The 22,827-nt window shown below is 71.0% G+C and carries 20 protein-coding genes; 7 read left to right on the forward strand and 13 right to left on the reverse strand.

All coding sequences use genetic code 11. The features are described from left to right. Positions 1 to 83: 83 nt before the first annotated feature. The gene (locus Psi02_RS06405) at positions 84 to 872 is read left to right on the forward strand and encodes an IclR family transcriptional regulator (RefSeq protein WP_203972511.1); all 789 of its coding nucleotides are present in this window, start codon (positions 84 to 86) and stop codon (positions 870 to 872) included. A gap of 42 nt (positions 873 to 914) precedes the next feature. On the opposite strand, the gene Psi02_RS06410 is transcribed toward Psi02_RS06405, so the two are convergent. From Psi02_RS06410 to Psi02_RS06420, 3 genes are all read right to left on the reverse strand, one after another. Beyond that, a complete protein-coding gene (locus Psi02_RS06410; RefSeq protein ID WP_203972512.1) occupies positions 915 to 2,045 on the reverse strand; it encodes an aromatic ring-hydroxylating oxygenase subunit alpha in 1,131 nt (376 codons plus the stop codon). 84 nt (positions 2,046 to 2,129) lie between these two features. Further along, positions 2,130 to 3,299, reverse strand: a complete 1,170-nt coding sequence (locus tag Psi02_RS06415) for an NAD(P)/FAD-dependent oxidoreductase (RefSeq protein WP_203972513.1) — start codon at positions 3,297 to 3,299, stop codon at positions 2,130 to 2,132. 7 nt (positions 3,300 to 3,306) lie between these two features. Beyond that, entirely contained in the window at positions 3,307 to 3,657 is a 351-nt protein-coding gene (locus Psi02_RS06420) for a bifunctional 3-phenylpropionate/cinnamic acid dioxygenase ferredoxin subunit (protein ID WP_203972514.1), read from the reverse strand. Between the two features lie 317 nt (positions 3,658 to 3,974). On the opposite strand from Psi02_RS06420, the gene Psi02_RS06425 reads away from it, so the two are divergent. Both Psi02_RS06425 and Psi02_RS06430 read left to right on the forward strand, forming a co-directional pair. Beyond that, a complete protein-coding gene (locus tag Psi02_RS06425) occupies positions 3,975 to 5,369 on the forward strand; it encodes a sensor histidine kinase (RefSeq protein WP_203972515.1) in 1,395 nt (464 codons plus the stop codon). Next, on the forward strand, positions 5,366 to 5,794 hold the full coding sequence (locus Psi02_RS06430; protein WP_203972516.1) for an ester cyclase: 429 nt from the start codon (positions 5,366 to 5,368) through the stop codon (positions 5,792 to 5,794). Before Psi02_RS06425 ends, Psi02_RS06430 begins: the two co-directional genes overlap by 4 nt. Before the next feature lie 177 nt (positions 5,795 to 5,971). Here Psi02_RS06430 and Psi02_RS06435 read toward each other — a convergent pair whose 3' ends face one another. Then, positions 5,972 to 6,319 (reverse strand): SPW repeat protein, encoded by a 348-nt coding sequence (locus tag Psi02_RS06435; protein ID WP_203972517.1) that lies wholly within the window; start codon positions 6,317 to 6,319, stop codon positions 5,972 to 5,974. A gap of 210 nt (positions 6,320 to 6,529) precedes the next feature. Next, positions 6,530 to 8,050, reverse strand: a complete 1,521-nt coding sequence (locus tag Psi02_RS06440) for a sensor histidine kinase (protein WP_203972518.1) — start codon at positions 8,048 to 8,050, stop codon at positions 6,530 to 6,532. Between the two features lie 180 nt (positions 8,051 to 8,230). Between Psi02_RS06440 and Psi02_RS06445 the strand changes: the two genes are divergently transcribed. Next, positions 8,231 to 11,116, forward strand: a complete 2,886-nt coding sequence (locus Psi02_RS06445) for a helix-turn-helix transcriptional regulator (protein ID WP_203972519.1) — start codon at positions 8,231 to 8,233, stop codon at positions 11,114 to 11,116. Between the two features lie 82 nt (positions 11,117 to 11,198). Here the strand turns inward: Psi02_RS06445 and Psi02_RS06450 are convergent, their stop codons facing one another. After that, on the reverse strand, positions 11,199 to 11,861 hold the full coding sequence (locus tag Psi02_RS06450; protein ID WP_203972520.1) for an SDR family oxidoreductase: 663 nt from the start codon (positions 11,859 to 11,861) through the stop codon (positions 11,199 to 11,201). A 355-nt stretch (positions 11,862 to 12,216) separates the two neighbouring features. On the opposite strand from Psi02_RS06450, the gene Psi02_RS06455 reads away from it, so the two are divergent. Further along, a complete protein-coding gene (locus tag Psi02_RS06455) occupies positions 12,217 to 12,975 on the forward strand; it encodes a bestrophin-like domain (protein ID WP_203972521.1) in 759 nt (252 codons plus the stop codon). Between the two features lie 3 nt (positions 12,976 to 12,978). Beyond that, positions 12,979 to 13,548, forward strand: coding sequence for a hypothetical protein (locus Psi02_RS06460; protein WP_203972522.1), 570 nt, complete (start codon positions 12,979 to 12,981; stop codon positions 13,546 to 13,548). A 74-nt stretch (positions 13,549 to 13,622) separates the two neighbouring features. Here the strand turns inward: Psi02_RS06460 and Psi02_RS06465 are convergent, their stop codons facing one another. From Psi02_RS06465 to Psi02_RS06480, 4 genes are all read right to left on the reverse strand, one after another. Next, the gene (locus Psi02_RS06465; RefSeq protein WP_203972523.1) at positions 13,623 to 16,190 is read right to left on the reverse strand and encodes a glycosyl hydrolase family 18 protein; all 2,568 of its coding nucleotides are present in this window, start codon (positions 16,188 to 16,190) and stop codon (positions 13,623 to 13,625) included. Positions 16,191 to 16,322: 132 nt separating this feature from the next. Continuing rightward, a complete protein-coding gene (locus tag Psi02_RS06470) occupies positions 16,323 to 16,745 on the reverse strand; it encodes a spore germination protein GerW family protein (protein ID WP_203972524.1) in 423 nt (140 codons plus the stop codon). Positions 16,746 to 16,834: 89 nt separating this feature from the next. Further along, positions 16,835 to 17,983 (reverse strand): helix-turn-helix domain-containing protein, encoded by a 1,149-nt coding sequence (locus Psi02_RS06475; protein ID WP_203972525.1) that lies wholly within the window; start codon positions 17,981 to 17,983, stop codon positions 16,835 to 16,837. Next, the gene (locus tag Psi02_RS06480; RefSeq protein ID WP_203972526.1) at positions 17,970 to 18,821 is read right to left on the reverse strand and encodes a hypothetical protein; all 852 of its coding nucleotides are present in this window, start codon (positions 18,819 to 18,821) and stop codon (positions 17,970 to 17,972) included. The genes Psi02_RS06475 and Psi02_RS06480 overlap by 14 nt, the downstream gene beginning before the upstream one ends. 253 nt (positions 18,822 to 19,074) lie before the next feature. Here Psi02_RS06480 and Psi02_RS06485 point away from each other — a divergent pair, with 253 nt between their 5' ends. Then, positions 19,075 to 19,458, forward strand: a complete 384-nt coding sequence (locus tag Psi02_RS06485; RefSeq protein WP_203972527.1) for a hypothetical protein — start codon at positions 19,075 to 19,077, stop codon at positions 19,456 to 19,458. Between the two features lie 25 nt (positions 19,459 to 19,483). On the opposite strand, the gene Psi02_RS06490 is transcribed toward Psi02_RS06485, so the two are convergent. Genes Psi02_RS06490 through Psi02_RS06500 form a run of 3 tightly spaced genes read right to left on the reverse strand, consistent with a single transcriptional unit; the run spans position 19,484 to position 22,785 of the window. Next, positions 19,484 to 20,446 carry an aldo/keto reductase gene (locus tag Psi02_RS06490; protein WP_239094656.1) on the reverse strand — a complete coding sequence of 321 codons (963 nt, stop codon included), beginning with the start codon at positions 20,444 to 20,446 and terminating at the stop codon, positions 19,484 to 19,486. 2 nt (positions 20,447 to 20,448) lie between these two features. After that, on the reverse strand, positions 20,449 to 21,960 hold the full coding sequence (glpK, locus tag Psi02_RS06495; protein ID WP_203972529.1) for a glycerol kinase GlpK: 1,512 nt from the start codon (positions 21,958 to 21,960) through the stop codon (positions 20,449 to 20,451). A 57-nt stretch (positions 21,961 to 22,017) separates the two neighbouring features. After that, the gene (locus tag Psi02_RS06500; protein WP_203972530.1) at positions 22,018 to 22,785 is read right to left on the reverse strand and encodes an IclR family transcriptional regulator; all 768 of its coding nucleotides are present in this window, start codon (positions 22,783 to 22,785) and stop codon (positions 22,018 to 22,020) included. Positions 22,786 to 22,827 lie beyond the last annotated feature (42 nt).

The following is a 22,827-nucleotide window of genomic DNA, read 5'->3' on the forward strand; positions in this document are numbered from 1 at the left end:
AGGATGATATTGGTCTGTGCAATGGGGTGCGTAATTCGCAACAGCCGGGCCGTCCTGTCCAGCTCGCGCGCTACAGTCCGGCTATGGCCGAAGAATCTTCCAGTGCCCGAGCCGAAGGCGGTGGCGTCCAGTCCGTCGATCGCGCCATCAGCATCCTGGAGATCCTTTCGCGCCGGCGCGAGGCCGGCGTGAGCGAGATCGCCCTGGAGATCGCGGTGCACAAGTCGACGGCGTTTCGCCTGCTCGGCGCGCTGGAGGCCCGGGGTCTGGTGGAGCAGGCCGAGGACCGGGGCAAGTACCGCCTCAGCTTCGGGCTCGTCCGCCTCGCCGGAGGGGTCGCGGCCAGACTCGACCTCACACAGCAGAGCCGTCCGGTGTGCCGTCGTCTCGCCGACGAGATCGGCGAGACGGTGAACCTGGCCGTCGCCCGCTCCCACTACGCGGTCAACCTCGACCAGGTACGCGGCCCGTCCGCGGTCACCGCCCACAACTGGGTCGGGCAGCTCACCCCGCTGCACGCCACCTCGAGCGGCAAGGTGCTGCTCGCCCACCTGGACGAACAGCAGCGCGACGAGCTGCTCGGCGTCTCGGGACTCGAGCGGTACACGCCCGGCACGATCACCTCGGCCGAGCAGCTGAGGTCGGAGCTCGACGAGGCCAGGCGGCGGGGATACGCGGTGACCGTGGAGGAGTTCGAGATCGGGCTGAACGCCATCGCGGCCCCCATCCGATCTCACGACGGCGAGGTGGTCGCCGCCGTCAGCGCCTCGGGCCCGGCGTACCGCTTCAGTGAGAAGCGGATGCACGCGCTCGCGCCGACCCTCATCGCCGGAGCGGATGACATCAGCCGCCGCATGGGATACGGCGGCTGAGCCGTCCGGCGATCCTGAAAAGATCACTCGCCGGCCCGCCGGCTAGGCGAGCGTCGTGCCCAGGCGGTCGAGCACCCACTCGTGGAAGCCGCCGATGTGGTGCTCGCTCGGCACGAGCACCCCGCCCTTGGCGTACGCGCGGGAGCCCATTCCGAGCTGGGTCCGCTCGCAGGCCTCGAAGTCCTGCACGTTGACCCGGTGGAACAGCTCGATGGACGAGTCGAGGTCGCGGCCGCTGTCGACCACGTCCTTACGGAACAGCCAGTCGCACTCGACCACCGTGCGGTCCACCGCGAGCGGGAACATCCGGTGCAGGATCACGTGGTCGGGCACGAGGTTGACGAACACCAACGGCCTGACCGTGAGCCCGTAGTAGCGGCGATCCTGGTCCTCGCTGACTCCGTCGATCCGGTCGGCGCCGACCGAGCCGTCCACCGTGAAGCCCTCGACGTCTTCGCCGAACTCGGCCCCGTGGCCCACGGACAGCTGCGTGGCGAGCCCTTCGGCGAACTCCGGGATCACCTCGGTGAGCTCCGGGTGGATCGTCGCGCAGTGGTAGCACTCCATGAAGTTCTCGACGATGAGCTTCCAGTTGGACTTCACGTCGTAGACGGTCCGCCGGGCCAGCCCGAGGTCCTCGATGCCGTAGTTGTGGATGGAGTCGAGGTCGCCGAGCCGTTCCACGACCTGGCCCTGCACCTCCTCCTCGAACGGCGTGGGCTCGTCGGAGAGGTTGACCCACACGTACCCGAGCCACTCCCGGACGTGGACGTTGATCAGGCCGTACTCGACCCGGTCGATGTCCGGCATCTTGGTGAGGTTGGGGGCGGCGATGAGCTTGCCCTCGAGGTCGTACGTCCACGCGTGGTAGGGGCACTGGAAGGCCCGCTTGACCTCGCCGCGCTCCTCGGTCTTGATCCGTGCGCCGCGGTGGCGGCAGACGTTGAGGAACGCCCGGATGGAGTTGTCGCGCGCCCGCGTGACGAGCACGCTCTCCCGGCCCACCTGAACCGTCTTGAACGCGCCCGGCTTGGCCAGGTCGGCGGCGCGGACGACGCAGACCCACATCGACTCGAAGACGTGAGCCTGCTCGAGGGCGAAGATGTTCTCGTCGGTGTAGTGACCGCCGGGCAGAGTGGCGATCACGCTCGGGGGCAGGCTCCTCGTGGTCACGCCGCCTCCTTCGCGGGCCGCGCTCCGGTGGACGCTCCGGTCGATGCGCCGGCCGTTGGCTGGTTCACATGCACTCCCTATCCCTCAACCCGTGCTGACGGTGCCTAGCCTGCGGCGCCACCGGGTGAACTGGCGGACCTGGTCCACCCCGAGCACCGCGACGGGCCGGTCCTCCCGCCGGTAGACGGCGAGAAAGCTGCGGGACGCCACGTCGCCCTCCTCGACGGTGACCGAGTCACCGGGGCGCGTGTGACCGGCGAACTGGATGCGCCTGCCGTACTGGTCGGACCAGAGGTACGGCGGGGCCTGCGGAGGGGCGGGTGCGGTCCCGCCGGACAGGAGCGTCGCGGCGGCGACGGTGGGCCGATGGACCGCGCCGGTCCAGTGCTCGACCCGGTGGTGGTGTCCGAGTCCCGGATCGAACCAGGACGCGCAGTCGCCGACCGCGACGACGCCGGGCACGCTCGTGCCGCCTCCGGAGTCGCAGAGCACCCCGTCGCCGAGGTCGACCCCGCTGCCCTCCAGCCAGCCGGTCTCGGGCCGCGCGCCGATGCCGACGAGCACGACGTCCGCGTCCAGCCGGCGCCCGTCGGCGAGCAGGACCCCGTCCACGCGGTCGTCTCCCGTCAGGCCCTGTACGGCGACGCCGCAGATCAGGAGGACTCCGCGGTCTTCGTGGAGGGCGCCGAGCGCGGTGCCCATCTCCCCGCCGAGCGCCCTGGCGAGCGGCGCGGGAGCCGTCTCCACGATGGTCACGCCGAGGCCCAGTTCGCGAGCCGTGGAGGCGACCTCGGCCCCGATGAAACCGGCGCCGATGACGACCAGGCGGCGGCCGGTCACGAGGTCCGCGCGCAGCGCCAGAGCGTCGTCGAGCGAGCGGAGCGTGTGGACTCCGCGCAGTGAGGGGGAGTCGCCGGGGAGGGAGCGGGCGGTGGCGCCGGTGGCCACCACGACGCCGTCGGCGGTGATCGACGTCCCGTCGGCGAGCAGGACACGGCGATCGTGGCGGTCGAGGCCCGAGGCGCGGACGCCGAGACGCCACTCCGCGCCGAGATCCTCGTCCTCGGTCTCGAGAGCGAGGTCGGCCTCGGTGATCCGGCCGGCGAGGAACTCCTTGGACAGGGGAGGCCGGTCGTAGGGGCGATGGCGTTCGGACCCGATGATCGTGAGCGTGCCGTCGAACCCCTGGTCACGCAGTGCCCGAGCGGTGTACAGGCCCGCCAGCGACGCTCCGACGATGGCGACGGACCTCATGCGGGCCTCACACGGTCCTCGCGCGGGCCCCTGGCGGCAGGTTGGGCGGCAGGTCCGAGGGGACCACGTAGACGGTGCCGTCCTCGACGACCACGCCGTGCGTCCTCACCGGCAGTTTGGCGGGAGGGGCGTCGACCTGGCCGGTCCGCAGGTCGAAGCGGGAGGCGTGCAGCGGGCACTCCACCTCGCATCCCTCCAGCCAGCCGTCGGCGAGTGAGGCGTCCTGGTGGGTACACGTGTCGTCGACGGCGTACAGGTCGCCGTCGTCGGTGTGGAAGACCGCGATCGGCGGTTCGACGGTGTCGAGCCGGAATGCCTCGCCCCGGGGAAGGGCCGCGAGGGCGCACGCAGGGATCATGCGGCAAACCCCAGTTTCGTCTGACGGAACAAGCAGCACTATGCGCAACAGCGTGACCGCGCACGAGTCTGATGTCAAGAGGCGACATATCGGGCTAAATCGTGGTACTCAAACGGCACGACAGTCCTCGCGAGAGGTCCGTCCGGAGCGGCCGTCCGGGCTGCGCGTCCCCGAGAGAACGAGATTCCGGCGCAGGTAATGTGCCGGTCTACTTTTGCCCTTATATGGGCCTTTCATCGCTTTCTTGCGGTTACCTTCAAGAGGGGAGCTGACCTGGACATTTCCCCAAAGAGTGAACCGCGTTGGGAGGCGGACGGTTGCTTCTTCCGGACTCGGTCCGCGCACGCACCACGATCGCCGTCGCGGGATTCGCCCTGCTCTTCCTCACCGCCATCGGCACGAGCATCGACTTCCTGATCGTCGGCGGGATCCGGGCCCAGATCTCCCAGGAGGCGCAGAGGGCCGCCGCCAACTACCTGGGCACCGTGCAGCCCGGGTACACGCCGCGGCCGGCCCCGAAGACGCGCATCGACCTCATCCAGCTCGTCGACTCCCGCGGCCGGGTCCTGACGGCCAGTCCCGCGGCGGCGGGCAGACCGGCCCTGAGCACGGCGCGCCCTCCTGTCGACGACCGGATGCAGGATCACACCGTGTGCGACGCACGGGGGGAGTGCGTCATGCTCGCCGCCGTGAGGGTGGCGCCACTGGAGACCCGCGAGATATGGCACGGTGAGCCGCACTACCTCTACGCGGGAACCACTCTGCCGTCCCTGCTGGCGACGCACCGGCTCGAGTTCCTCACCGCTGCCGCGATCACGCTGGCCACCGCCCTCATCGCCTGGGGGAACTGGTGGGTGGCGGGCCGCAGCCTCCGCCGGGTGGCGGCGATCCGCGCGACCATGGCGGAGATCACCGCGAGCGACCTGAGCCTCCGGGTGCCCGAGCCGCCGGGTCACAGTGAGTACGCGCTGCTCGCCCGTACCGCCAACCGGACCCTGGCCCGGCTGGAGGAGGCGGTGAGGCAGCAACGCCGATTCGCCTCCACCACCTCCCACGAGCTCAGGACGCCCCTCACGGGTCTCCGCGCCCGCCTGGAGGAGGCGCTGCTCTACCCCCACGAGGTCGACCCCCACGAGACCATCCGGGAGGCCGTGTCCGTCACCGATCGCCTGGAGACGATCGTCGACGACCTGCTGGTGCTGGCCCGTCTCCGCGCCGGCGACCCGGCCGCGCACGAGCCGGTCGACATCGGTGCGCTGGTGATAGAGGAGGCGACCGCCCAGGTGGGTGGAGTGCCGGTCCACGTCCGCGCGCGCCGCGGTGTGTACGTCCTGGGCAATCGGATCCAGTTGATCCGTGTCATCGACAACCTCCTGGCCAACGCCCGGCGGCACGCCTCCACGAGGGTCGAGGTCGTCGGCCTGCGCATCGGGGACCAGGCCGTGATCACGGTGTGCGACGACGGCGACGGCATCGCGCCCCAGGATCGTGAGCGGGTCTTCGAACGCTTCGTCCGCCTGGACGACGGGCAGCGCCGCGAACCCGGGGGCAGCGGGCTCGGCCTGGCCATCTCCCGTGACATCGCCCACGCCCACAACGGAACGCTGCTGATCGAGGACTCGCCGAAAGGTGCCCGATTCGTCCTGCGGCTGCCCCTGAAGCCGGCGGTGCAGGCGGCCACGCCGGGTGTTCCCATCGAGGAGTTCTCATGACGCTCGACGACCAAGAGATCACCGACGAATTGATAGCCGCGTTCAACGCGCATGATTTCGAGAAGGCGGCGAGCTGCTTCAGCCCGCGTGCCATCTACGTCTGCCCGGGCGGCGTTGCCGAGGGGCGGGAGGAGATCGCGTCCTACTTCGCGCTCTACCTGGAGGGGTTCCCCGACATCACGCTGACACCCCACGGCAAGGCCGAGACGGGGGATCTCGTGATGCTGGAGTGGACGGTCACGAGCACTCATGCCGGACCGTTCCTGCTGCCCACCGGAGAGGTCCTCCAGCCCACCGGCCGGCATGTCGTCGTCCGCGGCTGCGATCTCCGCACCATGGACGACGGACTGATCGCCAGTCAACGCGTCTATTACGACCAGTTGGAGATGCTCACCCAGATCGGTGCCGACCGCCCGATCGGATGACCCCCGGCGAGCGTACGGCCCCGCTCGGCTCTCGCCGGAAGCGAGGGGCGGGCGGGGCCGCCGGTTCACGAGACGCCGGGGGTTCCGGTCGAGCGGCTTCGGCCGGGTGCTTCAGACGGGTGCTTCGGCCGGGTGGCTCTGTTCAGGCGCGGCGGGGAATCGGTCGGGTGGCTCTGTTCAGGCGCGGGCGGGGGCCGCGCTGCGGGCCTGGAGAGTGGTCAGCAGGCCGACGACGACGGTCACGGCCCCGGCGATCCACGCCGTCCACGCCGCGGCCGACGCGCCGTCGAAGCCGAAGGCCCAGGGGGACACGAACAGCAGTGCCCCGAACGCGGCGGTGACCCAGGAACTCGCGCCGCCGGCGCCCAGGATCGCCCACAAGGCGGACACGATGAGGAGTGTCCCGAGGATGAGCAGTGGCTGGCCCGCGGCACCGGCGTTATCGGCCCAGAAGAACGGCGCGAGCGCCGCGACCAGACCGGCCAGCAGGGCGACGACGTCGGACAACGATCTCGTGAGATCCATCCGTGCCTCCGAAACATGGGGAGAGATGACCCTTTGATCCGACCATGTTCCTGATTGACCGACCGGTCAATGTTCCAATTCGTCAGGATTGCCTCACCATCCGTAATATCTGGCGGTGAGGCTGGTGGCCGATCCCTGGCGGTGAGGCCTGGTGGGGCGGCCGTTCCCGGCGTCTCTGGTGGCTCAGCCCGCGGGGTCGGTCCTGCCGGCTCAGCCCGCGGGGTCGGTCCTGCCGGTCAGGGTCATCGGGGCCATCGGAGTCCGCGGAGGCATCGGGGTGAAGGCCCGCTCCGCCTTACGGCCGCGGCCGCTGAGGACCGTCCTGACGGTGACAGGCCCGATCTCTTCCTGGGACGGCTTCGCGAGCGGCAGCCTGAGCACGAAACGCGCTCCGCCGAGATCGGATTTCTCCACGTGCAGGGTGCCGTGATGGGCCACCGTGATGTCGCGGGCGATCGCCAGGCCGAGACCAGTGCCACCGCGGTTGCGGCACCGGGCGGTGTCGAGCCGGGTGAACCGGTCGAAGATCTGGTCCCTGTCCGCGTCGGGGATGCCGGTGCCGTCGTCGCTGACGCTCAGCTCGGCCATGTCGCGGTCGCGGCGCACCTCGACCCGCACTCGGCGTACGGCGTGGCGCCGGGCGTTGTCGAGGAGGTTGACCAGGACCCGGTCGAGCTGTGCGGGGACGCCCTCGACGATGATTTGAGGGGTGAGCCGCAGCTCGACGGCGGGTCCGCCCCCACAAGGGGGGACACCCGTACGCACCAGGCAGTCGAGGTCCACCTGCTGCCGCTCGACCGGCTCGTTGGCGCCGACCCGGGCCAGCAGGAGCAGGTCGGTCATGATCAGCTCGAGCCTGTCCACATCACGCAGCGTGTTCTGCAGCAACTCGGGGATGCCGTCCGCGTCGGGATGGAGCAGGGCCTCTTCCAACTGCGCGCGGACGCCCGCGATGGGGGTGCGCAGTTCGTGCGAGGCGTCGGAGGCGAACCTTCTCTGCTGTTCGAGCGCTCGTTCCGTGCGTTCCTGCGAGCGTTCCAGTCGCCGCAGGGTGTTGTTGACGGTCTGCGCGAGCCGGGTGATCTCGTCGTCCCCGGAGGGCTCGGGCACGCGGCTGCTCAGGCTGTTGGCGTTGATCCCCGCGAGTTCGGCCCGGATGTCCTCGACCGGCCGCAGTGTCCGGCCGGTGACCTTCCACGTGGCCAGGGACGCGAGCGCCAGCAGACCGAGGGCCTGAGCTCCGAAGAGCAGGTCCAGCACTCCGGTCGAGAGCCCGTGCGGCGTGGACCGGCCCGCGTACACCACGGGGGAGTCGGCGGAGGGCCCGACCCGCACGGCGGCGAGCCGCACGCAGCCGACACGCGGATGGCCGCAGGTCTCCATGTCCTTCAGGGAGCCGGCGGACGGTCGGACGGTCGCCAGCGGGCCCAGACCGCGTGCCGCGTCCGAGGACGCGGTGATCTGATGTGCCGGTGACACGACCTGGATGAGATCGATGCCGGGGACCTGCGGCGTGATCCCGCCGATCGCCCGCCCGGCACGGATCTCGGCGGCGGTGAGGGTGGCCTGGCTTCTCGCGTCCAGCCACGCGGCCCTGGCGAAGGCCTGGCGGGCCACCACGGCGCCCGCCACGGCCGCGGGCACCAGCAGGAACGCGGCGACAACGGTGACGAGCAGCGTGACACGGCCGCGGATCGTTCGCGGCCCGGGGAGACGTGCGGATAGCGACATGACCCGTAGCCCCCCTGTCGTCGTGCGCCCGGGCCCGCCGGAGGTGTCCGGCGGGTCGTATTCATGGTGGCCCGGGAACCTTTTCCTCCACATCGCACGTCCGCGTAGCTTGCGTCCCGCGGAGCCGCTGCCATGGCCCCCACTTGCAGGCGCTGACGTGAGAAGTGGTGTCATGACTTCATGGGAGGCTCGTCCTCGCACGGCTCGGGGTCCGCGGCCGACTTCCAGTCGTCGTCGAGGCCAGGCTGGCGTGGCCGGGAGCGGGAATGGGCTGCGGTGGCCCGGGCTCTGCGGGCCGCGACGGAGGGCCGGGGCGGCGTCCTGCTCGTCGAAGGCCAGATGGGCATGGGGAAGAGCCGGCTCCTGCACGAGGCCGCGGAGGTGGCGGAACACACCGGCTTCGCCGTCCTGCGGGGCACGGCCGATGAGTTGAGCCAGATGATGCCCCTGATGCCGCTGATATCGGCCCTGGGGGAATCGCCGCACGCGCTGCTCACGGGGATGGCCGTCTCCGATGTCCTCGACCTCCGTCTGCTGATGACCGAGCAACTTCGATCACGGCTGGAGGGCCGGGCGGCCCAGGGCCCCGTGCTGGTCACCCTCGACGACCTCCACTGGGCGGACTCCACGACCATGCTGGCCCTCCGGACGCTGGCGGCGGATCTCACGAGCTATCCGCTGGTTTGGATGCTCGCTCTCACCAGGGGGTCGGGCGACGACCCTCCTCGCCTGGACCGGCTGTTCGAGGCGCTGGAACGCGACGGCGCCACGCCGGTCCGGCTGGGCCCGCTCGCGGACGACGCCGTGGCGCTGATCGTCGAGGATGTCCTGCAGGCGTCCCCGGGGCCGGACGTCCTCGCGCTGTCCGGCGCGACGGGTGGCAATCCGTTTCTGCTGGTCGAGCTGCTCGGAAAGATCAACGAGGAGGGCGCCGTCCAGATCGACGGCGGCCACGCGCGGCTGGCGTGGGCGGAGTTGCCCTGGGTCCGGGCGATCACACGCAAGCGCCTGGACGGGCTGGCGGCGCCCACCCGCCACATGCTCCAGGTCGCGGCGATCCTCGGCCGCTCGTTCGCCGTCCATGATCTGGCCGAGATGCTCGGTGAGCCGGCGAGCCGCCTGCTGCCCGCACTCGAGGAGGCGACGGCCGCGGGTGTCCTGGTGCCGTCGGGTGATCTGCTGGCGTTCCGCCACGACCTCCTGCGCCAGGCCGTGACGGACGCCGTCACCCCTCCGGTGCGCCTGGCGTTGCGCCGGCAGGCAGGCGAGATGTTGCTCAACAGGGGAGGAAGCAGCGTCCCGGCAGCCGCCCATCTCGTGCACAGTGCCCGCCCCGGAGACACCCGGGCGCTCGACGGTCTCGACAGGGCGGCTCGCGAGGTGCTCTGCGCCTCCCCGCAGACCGCGGCCGACCTCGCCCTCCGGGCGCTGGAGCTCACTCCTGACGACGATTCCCACCGGTTGGCGCGCACGGCGGCGGCCGTCGACGCCCTCACCGTCACCGGACGCCTCGCCGAGGCGGCCGACCTCGTTCGCGAGGCCCTGGCCACGCTGCCCGACGCCAAGTCCGTGGAACTGCGGTGCAAGCTCGCGGTCATCATGCTGCTCGGCGGCCAGCCGGGCGAGTCACTCGCGGAGGCGGAGATCGCCCTCGTCCAGCCCGACCTCCCCCCGGAACTGTCCGGCGTCGTCGAGCTCGCCTGGTTCAAGGCCCTGATCGCCCTGAACGAGTTCAAGCGCGGCGAGGAGCGGGCCGAGGGCGTCCTCGCCGACCCGGGCAGGTCGCCTGACGCCAGGGTCGGCGCGCTCCTGCTGCTGGGGCATCTCAACTTCCTCGACGGGCGCGTCGAGGCGGGGCTCGACCAGTTCCGGGAGGCCGTCCTCATCGCGAGTGAGGGATCGATCTCGGCTCGCCTGACCCATCCCCGGCTGCTGCTGGCTCGGATCCTCACGTGCATGCAGCGACTGGAGGAGGCCGAGACGAACATCCAGGCCGCGGAGGAGGAGGTCCGCGGGGCGGGCCACACGCCCTATGCCGCGAACCCGGCGTTCTTCCGTGCCCGCCTGCGGCTCGTCGCCGGCCGGATGGACGACGCCTCCGTCGAGGCGCAGACCGGCCTCGCCCTCGCCGAAGAGTTCGGCACGCACGCGTTCGAGTTGTTCGGCTATGCCGTGCTCGCCATCGTCGCCGTGCGCACCGGTGACATCGCGGCGGCGACCCGCCACATCGACCGTTACCGCTCCGAGCAGGCCGCGCTGGGCCTGAGGTTCGGATCCCTGTGGGGACTGTGGGCCCTGGCCCTGTTCGCCGAGGCGACGGGAGGGCCGGGGGCGGCGAAGGAGATGCTCGAGAGCACCGACCGCGAACGGCGCATGTGGCTGCTCGTCGTGGAGCCCCCCTCCGCGGCCTGGATGACCCGGATCGCGCTGATGACCGGCGACCGCGAGTCCGCGGAAGAGGTCGTCGAAGCCGCCGAGCGCCTCAAGCGCGACAACCCGGGTTTCCCGGTGCTCGCGGCGGCGGCGGACCACGCGCGAGGGCTCCTCGACGGGGACTCCGCCAGGCTCTCCCGGGCCGCGGCCTCCTACCGGGATCCATGGAGCCGGGCCTCCGCGTCGGAGGATCTCGGCGCCCTGCTGGGGAGTACGGCGGGCGCGCCCGACACCGACGCCGCCGTCCTGTGCCTGGAGCAGGCGCTGGAGGGCTACGACCGGGTCGGCGCCCTCCGCGACGTCGCCCGCGTGCGAGCCCGGCTCCGCCGGCTCGGGGTACGGCGGAGGCACTGGACCTACAGCGAGCGGCCGTCGACCGGGTGGGGCAGTCTCACCGAGACGGAGGGCACGGTCGCCTCCCTCGTTGCCCATGGGCTGACCAACCGTCAGGTCGCCACCCGGATGTTCCTGTCACCGCACACGGTGTCGTTCCATCTGCGTCAGGTCTTCCGCAAGCTCGGCATCGGCTCGCGGGTCGAGTTGGCGAGACTCGCCGCCGAGCTCGCACCGGAGGAGAACGAGGTCCCGACGTCGTCGTCCCCCGACCGCACCCGCCGTTCGCGCCCCCGCTGACCGGCGGGTGGACGGCGGGCCGGCGCAAGACGCCCGCGTGCCCGCTGACCGGCGGGTGGACTGCGGGTCGGGGCAAGAAGGGTCAGCGGAAGACCAGCAGGCGGATGGCCTGATCGATGGGAACGCCTCCGCCGATGAGCTCCAGTGTGCGGTGCCGGGTCTCCGGGCGGTCGAGCAGCGCCGCGATCACCGATGCCACGTCGTCGCGTGACACCTCGCCGTAGGGGAGCGGCGGGTCCGCCAGCGTGACGAGCCCGGATCCCGGCTCGTCGGTCAGGCGCCCGGGACGCAGGATGGTCCAGCTGAGCTCGCGGGACCTGAGGTCCTCCTCGGCCGCGGCCTTCGCCGTGATGTAGGCGCTCCACGACTCACCCGACCCGCGCGTGCGTGGAGAGCCGCCGCCCATCGTGGAGATCTGGATGAACCGCGGCACCCCCGCGTGTTCGGCGGCGTCGGCCAGGAGGACCGAGGCGCCCCTGTCGACCGTCTGCTTGCGCGCGGCCCCGCTGCCGGGACCCGCGCCCGCCGCGAACACCACGGCGCCGGCGCCCAGGATGATCTCCGCGACCTCGCCGACCCCGGCCCGTTCCAGGTCGCAGAGCACGGGTTCGGCGCCGGCCGACCTGAGGTCGTCGGCCTGGGCCGGGTCGCGGATCAGGCCGACGGGGGCGTCGTCGCGCTGGGCGAGCAGCCGTTCCAGCCGCAGGGCGATCTTGCCGTGCCCGCCCGCGATCACCACGCGCATGTGGATCACCTCCGTCGACGATCAACCGGTGGGCGGGGCGGCGCCGGGCCGTCCGCGTGTGGGTGTGTCCGGGCGTGCGGGCCGGGACGTCACCCAGCCGCCATGGCCGCATCATGTCGTTGCCCTCGTGCTCGAGGACGTGGCACTGATGGATGTACCCGGCGCGCCACCTCGGTCTCTTTTCCATCGAGAGCGGCGACCATCTCCCCAAATAGCGCCCCTAACCGCCCCGAACCGCGCGTCCGATCTTTGCGGTAAGGCGAGCCTCAACGTCACTTCATGTGGTAGTCATGTAACGCAAAGTGATCGGGAAAGCCTCCGGCCTGCCGGCTGAACTCGTCTATGGGGATGGTCAATGCTCGTCTGCGCATTCGCCGTGGTGGCGGCGGTCGGCCTCGTGGCCGGGTCCGCCTTCCTGTTCCGGAAGCTGGCCCGGGGGAAGACGGGGGACGAGACCTCCTCGGGGCACGCGGGGGCGATGGTCTCCTCTCTGTTCCTGCTCGTGTTCGCCATCGCGATCGTCGTGCCGTGGACGACCGTCGACTCCGCCAGGCAGAACACCTACACCGAGTCCCAGGCCGCGGTGGAGACCTACTGGTCCGCGGCCGCGCTGCCGGCCCCGGCCGGTGCCGAGGTGCAGGCGGGGCTGCGCGACTACGTGGGCTTCGTGCTCGACCGTGAGTGGCCGCTCATGGCGTCGGGCCGGCTCAGCCCCGAGGGCTCGTGGCGTCTCGACTCCCTGCGCACCCAGGTGGCGGCGCTCAACGTGACCGACGACGACGCGCGCGGCGCCAAGGGGGCGGCCCTCGACCGGCTGGCGGACCTGTCCGCCGCCCGGCGGCAGAGGGCGGCCGACGCCAAGGCCACGCCTCCTGCCGCGGTGATGCTGCTGACGATCGTGACGGGCGTCGTAGTCGTGGTCTTCCCGTTCCTGGCGGGCGCACGGCCTCGCGGATTCGCCCTCGTGCCGATGCTGGCGATGGCGGTGATGCTGGGAGTCGGCATCTACCTGGCCTGGGACATCTCCCGCGTGTTCACCGGCGGGCTGGCGGTCACACCGGACGCCTTCGCGAGCGCGCTGCAGGAGTTCCAGCGAATCCCCGAGAGTCGGTGACCCATGGGCTTCACACGGATGCTCGCGGTGGCGGGCGGCGCCGTCGCGGGTTTCACGCTCGTGGCCGCCGGGGTGGCCCTGCCGGCCGTGGCCGAACCTCCACCGGCCCCTCTGGTGAAGGCCGACGTCAAGGTGAAGGTGGGGGCACGGCCCCCGGACAACGGCGGTCTGGGCATCGGCGTCTGCGTCGATCTCCACGCACTGGTCCGGCTGAAGGCCGAGGTCGGCATCCTGGCACAGCCCCCGTGCGCCCGCTCGGAGCCTCAGCCGTCGCCGGATCCCCCACCCCCGCGGCCCTCCCCTTCCCCCTCACCGACACGGCGGGTGTCCGTCCCCGCGCCTGCCAGGCCCGTACCGCCGCCGCTGCCTGTCGTACGGCAGCGACCGCCGACGCCCAAGCCGCCGTCCCCCCGGCCGGAGCCTTCGACGGTCGCCTCCCCCTACCCCGTGCGCACGCCGATGGCGGCCCCCGCACGGCCTCACCGCAACCCCCTCGGCACGATCATGGTTCTCGTCATCTTCTCCACGGTGATCGCCACCGCGGCGGGAGTGGCGTTCGCGGCCTTCCGCTGAGCCGGGGCCGCCTCCGAGCGCGGAGCCGGCCCCGGCGTGGCGCTATTTCAGGCCGGCGTCATTTCAGGCCGGCGTCATTTCAGGCCGGCGTCGAGAGCGGTGGTCAGGGATCCGGTATCTCCGGACATCTCCCAGATCATCGCGCCGAGCAGCCCCTTGCTCTTCAGCCACGCGGTCTTGCGGCCGATCGACCAGGCGTCGTCGAAACTCCACCACTGGCCGCCGTTTCCGGTGAAGCAGTAGGTGGCGACCGCCTGCTCGTCATGCCGTACGGTGCAGCCGGGCACGCCGGACACCAGGTTCGAGTACCCGCGGGTACCGGCCTCCTCGGCGAACTGCCCGGGGGCCGCTCCGCCCGCCGCCTGCCACTCACCGGACCTTCCGCCGTCGGCGACGCCCTGCCAGCCCCGCCCGTAGTAGGCGAGGCCGATGGTGAGCTTGCGCGGATTCACTCCGGCCTGGAGGTAGGAGTTCACCGCGTTCTCCACACTGAAATGGAACGAGTACGGATCGTCGGCGTCGGCGTAGAGGTTGCCCTGGTGCCCCGTCCTGCCGGGCTCCCACGAGTTGTCGCTTCCGGCGCCGTGGAAGTCGTAGCCCTGGATGTTGAAGATGTCCAGGGACTTGGCGACCTGTGGCAGGTCCCATCCCGCCGCGATCTTCGCCGGGTCGGCCGGGGTGAAGGCGGTGAGCTGGTAGCGCTTGCCCGTCTCCGTCGTCAGGGCGTCGAGCTGCCTGCGGAACTCGGCGATCAGAAGGGTGTTGTTCGCCTTGTCGTTCGGGCTGACGTGGTTGCCCGGATGGCCGTCCGAGCCCGGCCACTCCCAGTCGAGGTCGATGCCGTCGAAGATCCCGCCGGCGCTGCCCACTCCGCCCGCGCTGTTGTACACCGGCAGATTGCCCTTGATGTACATGTCGATGCACGAGCTGACGAACTTCCGGCGGGACGCGTCGGTGGCCGCCACGTCGGAGAAGTATTTGGAGTAGGTCCAGCCGCCGATCGAGATCAGCACCTTCAGGTTCGGGTACTTGGCCTTGAGCTTGCGAAGCTGGTTGAAGTTGCCGCGCAATGCCTCCCAGCCGGTGTCCGCGACGCCGTCGACCGACTGCGCCGCGCTCATCGGCCTGCCGTAGTCGGCGTCCGCGTCGCCCGACCCGTCGCCCTGGGAGGGATCCTGCGGGTTGGCCGTGGTGCCCTTGGTGACACCGTTCAGGCAGGTCAGGTTCACCGGATCGATGTTGGCGAAGGCGTAGTTGAGATGGGTCAGCTTCGCCGCGGCTCCTGTGGTGTCGAGGTTGCGGACGAAGTACTGCCGGCCGTAGATGCCCCACTGCACGAAGTAGCCGACCCGGGCGTACCCGCTGCCGACGATGTCGCCGGTGGACGCCGTGACGGCGTTGCTCGGCGCCGAGGTGTTGTCGTACAGGTCGCGGGCCCGGACCTGGAAGGTGTACGCGGTGGACGGAGACAGCCCGGACACCGTGGCGGTGGTGCCGGCCACCGTGGTGGTGAGGGCGCCGCCCACGTAGACGTCGTAGCCCGCGACTCCCTTGTCGTCGGTCGAGGCGTTCCACGCGAGCGCGACCGCCGACGAGGTCGTGCCGGTGCTGCGCAGATTCGTGGGCGTGGTCGGGGGCTGGGTGTCGTCGGCGGGGTTGTTCGTCCGGACGGCCAGCGCCCCGTTCGCCGCGGAGAGGTTCCCCTTGCGGTCCTTCGCCTGGACGGTGAAGGAATAGCCGGTGTTCGGGGCCAGCCCGGTGACCGTGGTGGTCGTCCCCGTCGCCGTCGTGACGAGGGCCGCACCGTTGTAGACCTGGTAGCCGGTGACCGGGAGGCTCCCCGGGGTCGACGCGTCCCAGGCCAGGGAAACGGTCGTGGTGGTCTTGACGGGCGCGCGCAGGTTGCCCGGCGCCCCCGGCGGCGAGTCCGCCGAACCGTCGCACCTCACGTCGTTGACCCGGCAATTCGTGGCCTGCGCCGCGGAGCTGAGCGTGAACGCCGGGCTGTACGGCTCGGTCGAACCGTGGGCCGCCACCGTCGTGTTGTAGAAGGCGGGGTTCAGCGTCACCTGACGGCCGGTCTGGCTCAGCGTGCCGTTCTGCGCCGCGCTCGCGGTGACGCCCGCGGGCAGTTCGAAGGTGATCGACCAGCCGTTGAGGGCGGTGCCGGAGTTGTTCTTCACCACGAACTTCGCCTGAGTGCCGTTGGCCGAGTACGTCGCCGTGAGCGGGGCCGTGAGCGGGGCCGGCGGGGGAGCGGGATCGCCGGTGCCGTCACAGCGGGCGCCGTCGATGGTGCAGCCGCCCGGCTGGGCCGCCGCGCTGAGGGTGAACGTGGGGCTGTACGGCTCGGTGTTCCCGTTCGCCCGGACGGTGTCGATGTAGAAGGCGGGGGTCAACGTGACATGGGTCCCGGACTGCGAGGTCGTCGCGTTCTGGGCGTTGCTCACGGTCACCCCGGCCGGCAGGTCGAACTCGATCGACCAGCCGCTGATCGCGGAGGCGCCCGGGTTGCTCACCACGAACTTCCCCTGGGTGCCGTTCAGGGTGAAGGTGGCGATCAGGCGGTCGGCGGCGGAGGCGGGGGAGGCCATGGCGATCGCCAGGACGATTACCGACAACACGGCGGCTAATCGGCGCATGTGGAAGCACTTCCTTTTAGGAAAGTTTCCTAACAATTGAGCGGATCGTAATCCCGGCTCTTTCTCCAGGCAAGGCCCAAAACAGAGCGCCGCCTCCGCCTGTCCGGCGGGAGGCGGCGTCGGCCGGCGAGGTCAGCGCCCGCGGCGCGTCACACCCTGTGCGCCCGCGCGTGCCCTGGCCCTGCCGCGGACGATCGCCCGCAGAGTGAGCAGCGCCACGACGGCGACGATCTGCCCCCCGACCACGAGGCGGTTGACGTCGAGGGCCGGCTCCCAGCGGACCTTGCCCTCCTTGATGACGTAGACGCCCGCCGGGGTCGCGGCCAGGCCGAACCCCGCACCCGCCCCCTCGGCGTGCCGGTCGCCCGCCTGCTCCCGGTCCGTGACGGGATCGCCGGGAAGCGCGCTCGGGCCTCCGCCTCCGCCTCCTCCACCACCCGCGGCGATCCTGGCGACGGGGATGACCGTCACGCCGTCCACGGTGATCGGCTCCCCGAAGACCCGTCGAACCGTCACGTTGTCGTGGATCCGCGAGATCAGTTTCATGACCTCCATGGCTTGACTCCCTTCGTAGGGCCCGCGCCCCCATGGTCGTCGGTGACGCGTGCATGCGGAAGGCCGCCGGACAGCGAGATGGGCCGCCTTCAGGGGACTATGCGGAGGGCCGGGCGCTGGTCGGGCATGCCGAGCAGTTCCCGCACGCGGCCGACCGGCCAGGCCAGCGCGTTCGCGAGCTGGGCCATGGTGAGCCCCGTCTCGGCCACCGCGAGCTCGAAGGCCTGACGCAGGAGCGTCGGCTGCTCGCCGGGATAGCCGCTGATGGGCTCGGCGGCGAAGCCGGGCTGGTCGCGGAGCTCCCGGAGCCGCTGGTAGGCGCGGCTCGCCGCGGAGTCGGACAGCAGGCCCACCTCCCGGCAGCGGTAGAGGAGTGAGTCGACGGAGACGCCCCAGGTGTGCCTGAGCTGCCCCAGGCGGCGCAGGTCGAGCCGTCTGGGCAGGTCGGGCAGGATGCTGTCGCGGGGAGTGAGGAACTCCGCGGCGAAGACGTCGGCCTCCCGCTCCTGCTGGGTGTCTCCGGACGCCGTGTCGCCGTGGAGGACCAGATGGCCCAGTTCGTGCGCCGCGGTGAAGCGGTACCGATGGATGTCGTCGAACCGGTTGGCCGTCAGGACCACGATCGGCCGGGGCAACTGCGAGGTGGAGAACGCGTCGACCGTCGCGGCGTCCTCGTCGGGCGGCGGGAACACGACGATGACGCCGTGCGCCTCCATGTGCCGGACGATGTGGGAGAGCGGTCCGGTGCCCAGCCCCCAGAGCCGGCGCAGCACGCGGGCGGCCTGGGCGGGGTCGCGGGGGAGGTCCACCCCCGAGTGCACCTCGCCGCCGGAGAAGCCGGGCAGGTCGACGTGCGGGAGCCGTACCCGCTTCTCCAGTGCGTGGGCGAGCTCCCACACCTGCTCGACGAACGCGACGGCTTTGGCCCGCTGGTGCGCGCGCGTGGAGCGCAGGCTGCGAAAGTGCGCCATCGAGCCGTCGAGCTTGCCGTGCGGGCGGCCGGTCAGGAAGAACGCGGGCGGCACGGCGAGGGCGTCGGCGAGCTGGGGGACGAGCGCCGGACGCGGCCGGGTCATGCCCGTCTCGTACTGCCCGACGGCGGCGGGAGTGACCCCGATCCGCTCCGCCAGATCCTTCTTCGTCAGGCCCGCGAGGTGCCGCGCCTGGGTGAGCCGGTTCGGGTCGAACGCGTCGGCCACGGCCTGCGGGCTCGGGTGGCCCTGGTTACGGGTGCTCATTGTCGGCGGTGACCGGGGCTTCCTGAATCGCCTCGCTGTGGACGGGGAACATCGTCTCATTCGCCCGCTCGACCGGCGGTCTGGCGCGCAGGGCGAGGGAAGGCAGGACGCCCTGGTCGAAGCGCGCCGCGCCGGACGCCTCGACGCCGCCGCCGGACGCGGACGCGATCGTGAGTGGGATCGGCTCGCAATGGAGCCACCGGAGGTGCCCGAGGTCGTCGAGGAGCTCGGCTTCGCCCCAGTAGAGCCGGAGCAGTCCCGCGTGGGCGTTGCCCGCGTAGGCGATGGGGACCAGCCGGGTGTCCTCGGGGAGAAGGGGAAGCGCCGGGCGGATCGCGGCGGCCTCGTTCTCGGTGGACCAGGCCTCCAGGTCCTGCTCGCCTTCCCGGTCGTGCCCGGTCTCCCAGTCGATCGACAGGTCGAGCTCCTCCTGGCGGTAGGAGGCCGCCGGGCCGAACCGATCGAACAGCTCGCGCACCAGCGCCGAGATGCGGCCGTCGCTGATCCGGGCCTCGGAGATGGGCGTGGCGTCGTCCTCGGCGTAGCGGAACGGCAGCAGCAGGTTGCCGTCGAGCACCACCAGATGGTGCGGCGAGCCGTACGGCCTGACCGTCTGGAAGCCCGGCTCGTGCCGGAACCCTTCGACGAGCGCTTCGTACCGCCTGGTCATCAGGGTGTGGCCGTAGGGGAACCGCTTGTCGCTGCGCGACCAGCGCTGTGCGTCCTGGGCGTTGCCGACGGCCTCGGTCAGCGACGCGAGGATCTGACGGCGTACGGCGCCGGCCCGGTCGCCGAAACGCCCGGCTGCCCAGTCCTGGGGGGACGGACTCGGGTACATCGGCGACCTCCGATCCGGCTTCGCCCGCTGTCCGGACGTCACCGCCGACACTTCATTTCCGCGCATCATACTCCCAGTGAGGGTGTAGTTGATGTTGCCTTCTCCGGCACTGCGGGGGGCGTGCGGATCATCCCGGGAATGTTTGACCGGACATTGATCGACTAGTCGTAGATCATGCGGTCTGTGGTGCTTACTGTCGATCTCGTACCGTCATTAGCGTTGGGGGAAGCTCATGCCTTTCTGTACCTTCATAATGGCCGGCGTCCTGCTTGCCACGGGTTCTGGAACGTCCGCCGACCCGGCTCCGGCCGTGGACGCGCAGGGCGTCGTCTCCGCGCCGGAGGCCGCGTCCGGTCCCGTCCGGGGTGTGTTGTCGCAGCTCGCCTGGATCGACGACCCCATGCCGACCTTCCCCGACGCGGCCGCCCTCCATGCGCCCACACCACAGGACGTCGTGGTCGTGTGGCCGCCGGTCGACGGCACTGTGCCTGGAAGTCAGACGCTCATCCTGGACATCAAAGGCCACCAGCACGCGTCGTCGTGGTCCTCCGACGATTCCGACGGGTCCAGTTCGTCCGACGACTTCGGCTTCGACGGATCGGGAACGGGTGACGCCGGTGCGGGCTACACGCCCTGAGGCCCGCGACACCGCCCGAACCGGTTCAGCTCCAGGCCAGCGAGCCGCGCCGGGCCCAGTAGAGGTCCGGATCCTCGGTCATCGCGGCCAGCCGCCTTTCCAGCCCGTCGTCCCACGGGACCGCGGCGGACTTCAGGTTGTCCCGCAGTTGGGCCGTGGACGCCGCGCCGCTCAGAACGGTCGTGACCCATGGCCGCGCGAGCACGGCGGCGAGCGCCAGCGCGTCCGCGGAAACGCCCAGGTCTCGAGCGGCCGCCGCGAGTGCCGCGGGCGCCGCGCGGGGCGTCAGCCGGCCGTTCGCCACGCCCTCCTTGATGATCACACCGAGTCCGGCCGCGTGCGCCCGGGCCAGAGCGGATCCCGCTGAGCGCTCCAGCAGGTTCCAGGTCGACTGCACCGTGTCGAAGACCCCGGTGTCGACCGCCCGGTCGATGGTCTCGGCCTGCCGTGGGCCAGTGGTCGACAGCCCGACCGCGACGCCCTCCGCCCGCAGGGTGCTCAGCGAGCCGAGGACGTCATCGTCGTCGAGCACTCCGCTCTCCACGGTCGCCGAATGGATCTGGTAGAGCGACAGGTGCTCGCCGAGTAGTTCGAGTGTCTCGTCGAGCTGACGGCGCAGCTGTTCCGCGTGCAGGTCCTTGACCTCATGGCGCTCCGCGTCCAGCCGCCAGTCGCCGACGTATTCGTATCCCCACTTCGACCCGATCGTCGCGGCGCCCGGGGCGATCCCCCTGTCGTGCAGCCAGCCGGCGAGGAACTCCTCGGCCCTGCCGTACGAGCGGGCGGCGTCGAAGTAGCGCACTCCGGCCGCCCATGCGGCGTCGAGCACGGCCCAGCTCCGCGCGCGCATCGCGGCCACGCTTCGATCCTCGCCGAGGTCCTCGTCGCGGCCGAGCGTGATGTAGGCCGGGCGGCCGACCGCGGCCAGGCCGAAGCCGACCGAGGTGACCATCAGTCTCGTACGGCCGAGCGGACGTTCAGCGGGCATGGTCATTCCTCGTGAGGTTTGATCCAGTCGAAGGTGCGCTCGACCGCGCGTTGCCAGTTGTCGTACTCCCGGGCGCGGAGCGCCGGATCCATGGCCGGCAGCCACTGGGCGGCGCGGTGCCAGTTGCGGCGCAGACCTTCGAGGTCCGGCCAGTAGCCGACGGCGAGCCCGGCGGCGTAGGCGGCGCCGAGGGACACCGTCTCGGCGACCATGGGCCGGACCACCGGCACGTTCAGCACGTCGGCGATGAACTGCATGAGCAGGTTGTTCGCGGTCATGCCGCCGTCGACGTTCAGGGTCCGCAGATCCAGGCCGGAGTCGGCGTTCATCGCGTCGACGACCTCGCGGGTCTGCCACCCCGTCGCCTCCAGGACGGCCCGGGCCAGATGGCCCTTGGTGATGTAGGAGGTGAGGCCGACGATGATGCCGCGCGCCTCGCTGCGCCAGTGGGGGGCGAACAGCCCGGAGAAGGCGGGCACGATGTAGCAGCCGCCGTTGTCGCCGACGGACCGGGCCATCGTCTCGATCTCGGGGGCGGTGCCGATGAGTCCCAGCCCGTCACGGAACCACTGGACGAGTGCCCCGGTGACCGCGATGGACCCCTCCATCGCGTAGACGGCGGGCTCGTCGCCGATCTGGTAGCCGACGGTGGTCAGCAGGCCGTGGGTGGAGCGGATGGGCTCATGGCCGGTGTTGAGCAGCAGGAAGCTGCCCGTGCCGTACGTGCACTTGGCCTCGCCGACGGCGAAGCAGGTCTGCCCGAACAGCGCCGCCTGCTGGTCGCCGAGGGCGGCCGCGATGCGCACGCCGGGCATGACGCGTGTGGCCACGCCGTACGTCTGGGCCGACGGCCGGATCTCCGGCAACATGGCGCGGGGCACACCGAAGAAGTCCAGGAGCGTGTCGTCCCAGCTCAGATTGTTTATGTTCATCAAGAGCGTGCGGCTCGCGTTGGTCACGTCGGTGACGTGCACGCCCCCGTCGGGGCCGCCGGTGAGCTTCCAGATGAGCCAGCTCTCCATCGTGCCGAACAGGACGTCGCCCCGGTCGGCGCGCTCCCGCAGGCCGGGGGTGTGGTCGAGCAGCCAGCGGATGGTGGGGGCCGAGAAGTAGGTGGCGAGGTGGAGGCCGCACAGATCCTCGACGATGTACGCGTCGGGGCGGCGGGCCAGTTCCTCCACCAGCATGTCGGTGCGGGTGTCCTGCCAGACGACGGCCCGGGTGACGGGGATCCCCGTGTGGCGGTCCCATAACACCGTCGTCTCTCGCTGGTTCGCGATGCCGACGGCGGCCACCTCTCCGGAGCCGATCCCGGCCTGCGCGAGCGCCTTCGGACCGATCTGCTCCAGGTTGCGCCAGATCTCGGTGGCGTCATGCTCCACCCAGCCCGGGCGCGGGAAGTGCTGCTTGTGCTCGCGCTGCGTGACCGACACCAGGCGGCCGCCGTGGTCGAAGAGGATGCAGCGGGTCGAGGTCGTTCCCTGGTCGATGGACATCACATAACGCTCAGCCACGGTGTCCTCCCTCCGTGTCAGGCGGGCATCGGATTTCACCGGGTTCTCCGAGCGAGATCACCAGCGAGGGGCTCCGAGATCGCGCGACACCGCCCGCGCGGCGTCGCGTACGAAGGTCACGAGATCGGGCCGGGGCCGGTTGTGCGGATCGCAGAGCCGCTCGACGGGTCCCGAGATCCCCATGGCGCCGACGACCAGGCCGCCGTATCCGCGGATCGGGGCGGCCACGCTCGCCTCTCCCACGGTGGTCTCCTCGACGTCGGCGGCCCAGCCGACCTCGCGGATGCCGGACAGGGCGCGCGTGAGCTCCTTGGTCGTACGGATCGTGCGGCGGCTGAACGGCTCGAGGTCGCCGTCGGGCACGGCCGCGGCGGCGTTCGCGTCGTAGGCGAGCAGAACCTTGCCCATGGCCGTCGCGTGCATGGGCAGCAGCACGCCGACGTCCAGCGTCTGGAGGGTGTCGTCGGGCCGGAAGACGTGGTGGACCACGAGGAGCTTGCCCTGCAGATGGGTGCCGATCCGCACGGCCTCGCCGCTGCGGGCGGCGAGCGCGTCGGCCCAGTTGATCGCGCGGGACCGCAGTTCGTTGACGTCGAGGTAGCTGGTGCCGAGGTGCAGCAACGCGGCGCCGAGCTGGTATTTCCCGGTCGCCTCGTCCTGCTCCACGAAGCCGACCATCTGGAGCGTGCGCAGGATGCCGTGTGCCGTGCCCCGGGCGAGGCCCAGGGAGTTGGCGATCTCGCTGAGGCCGAGCCGCCCCGACCCCTGGGCGAGCAGGCGCAGGATGGCGGCTGCTCGCTCGATGGACTGAACTGGACCGGGCATGGGGCGGATCGTATCTCCGGCGAAAAGCGTTCGACAATGCCG

Source organism: Planotetraspora silvatica (genome assembly GCF_016863315.1).
Taxonomy (GTDB): Bacteria; Actinomycetota; Actinomycetes; order Streptosporangiales; family Streptosporangiaceae; genus Planotetraspora; species Planotetraspora silvatica.

Excerpts from the sequence above, each read along its gene's own strand:
- Psi02_RS06405 (WP_203972511.1), top strand. The coding sequence starts at position 84 with ATGGCCGAAGAATCTTCCAGTGCCCGAGCCGAAGGCGGTGGCGTCCAG.
- Psi02_RS06415 (WP_203972513.1), bottom strand. The coding sequence starts at position 3,299 with ATGAGGTCCGTCGCCATCGTCGGAGCGTCGCTGGCGGGCCTGTACACC.
- Psi02_RS06420 (WP_203972514.1), bottom strand. The coding sequence starts at position 3,657 with ATGATCCCTGCGTGCGCCCTCGCGGCCCTTCCCCGGGGCGAGGCATTC.
- Psi02_RS06430 (WP_203972516.1), top strand. The coding sequence starts at position 5,366 with ATGACGCTCGACGACCAAGAGATCACCGACGAATTGATAGCCGCGTTC.
- Psi02_RS06435 (WP_203972517.1), bottom strand. The coding sequence starts at position 6,319 with ATGGATCTCACGAGATCGTTGTCCGACGTCGTCGCCCTGCTGGCCGGT.
- Psi02_RS06440 (WP_203972518.1), bottom strand. The coding sequence starts at position 8,050 with ATGTCGCTATCCGCACGTCTCCCCGGGCCGCGAACGATCCGCGGCCGT.
- Psi02_RS06445 (WP_203972519.1), top strand. The coding sequence starts at position 8,231 with ATGGGAGGCTCGTCCTCGCACGGCTCGGGGTCCGCGGCCGACTTCCAG.
- Psi02_RS06450 (WP_203972520.1), bottom strand. The coding sequence starts at position 11,861 with ATGCGCGTGGTGATCGCGGGCGGGCACGGCAAGATCGCCCTGCGGCTG.
- Psi02_RS06455 (WP_203972521.1), top strand. The coding sequence starts at position 12,217 with ATGCTCGTCTGCGCATTCGCCGTGGTGGCGGCGGTCGGCCTCGTGGCC.
- Psi02_RS06460 (WP_203972522.1), top strand. The coding sequence starts at position 12,979 with ATGGGCTTCACACGGATGCTCGCGGTGGCGGGCGGCGCCGTCGCGGGT.
- Psi02_RS06465 (WP_203972523.1), bottom strand. The coding sequence starts at position 16,190 with ATGCGCCGATTAGCCGCCGTGTTGTCGGTAATCGTCCTGGCGATCGCC.
- Psi02_RS06470 (WP_203972524.1), bottom strand. The coding sequence starts at position 16,745 with ATGGAGGTCATGAAACTGATCTCGCGGATCCACGACAACGTGACGGTT.
- Psi02_RS06475 (WP_203972525.1), bottom strand. The coding sequence starts at position 17,983 with ATGAGCACCCGTAACCAGGGCCACCCGAGCCCGCAGGCCGTGGCCGAC.
- Psi02_RS06480 (WP_203972526.1), bottom strand. The coding sequence starts at position 18,821 with ATGTACCCGAGTCCGTCCCCCCAGGACTGGGCAGCCGGGCGTTTCGGC.
- Psi02_RS06485 (WP_203972527.1), top strand. The coding sequence starts at position 19,075 with ATGGCCGGCGTCCTGCTTGCCACGGGTTCTGGAACGTCCGCCGACCCG.
- Psi02_RS06490 (WP_239094656.1), bottom strand. The coding sequence starts at position 20,446 with ATGCCCGCTGAACGTCCGCTCGGCCGTACGAGACTGATGGTCACCTCG.
- Psi02_RS06500 (WP_203972530.1), bottom strand. The coding sequence starts at position 22,785 with ATGCCCGGTCCAGTTCAGTCCATCGAGCGAGCAGCCGCCATCCTGCGC.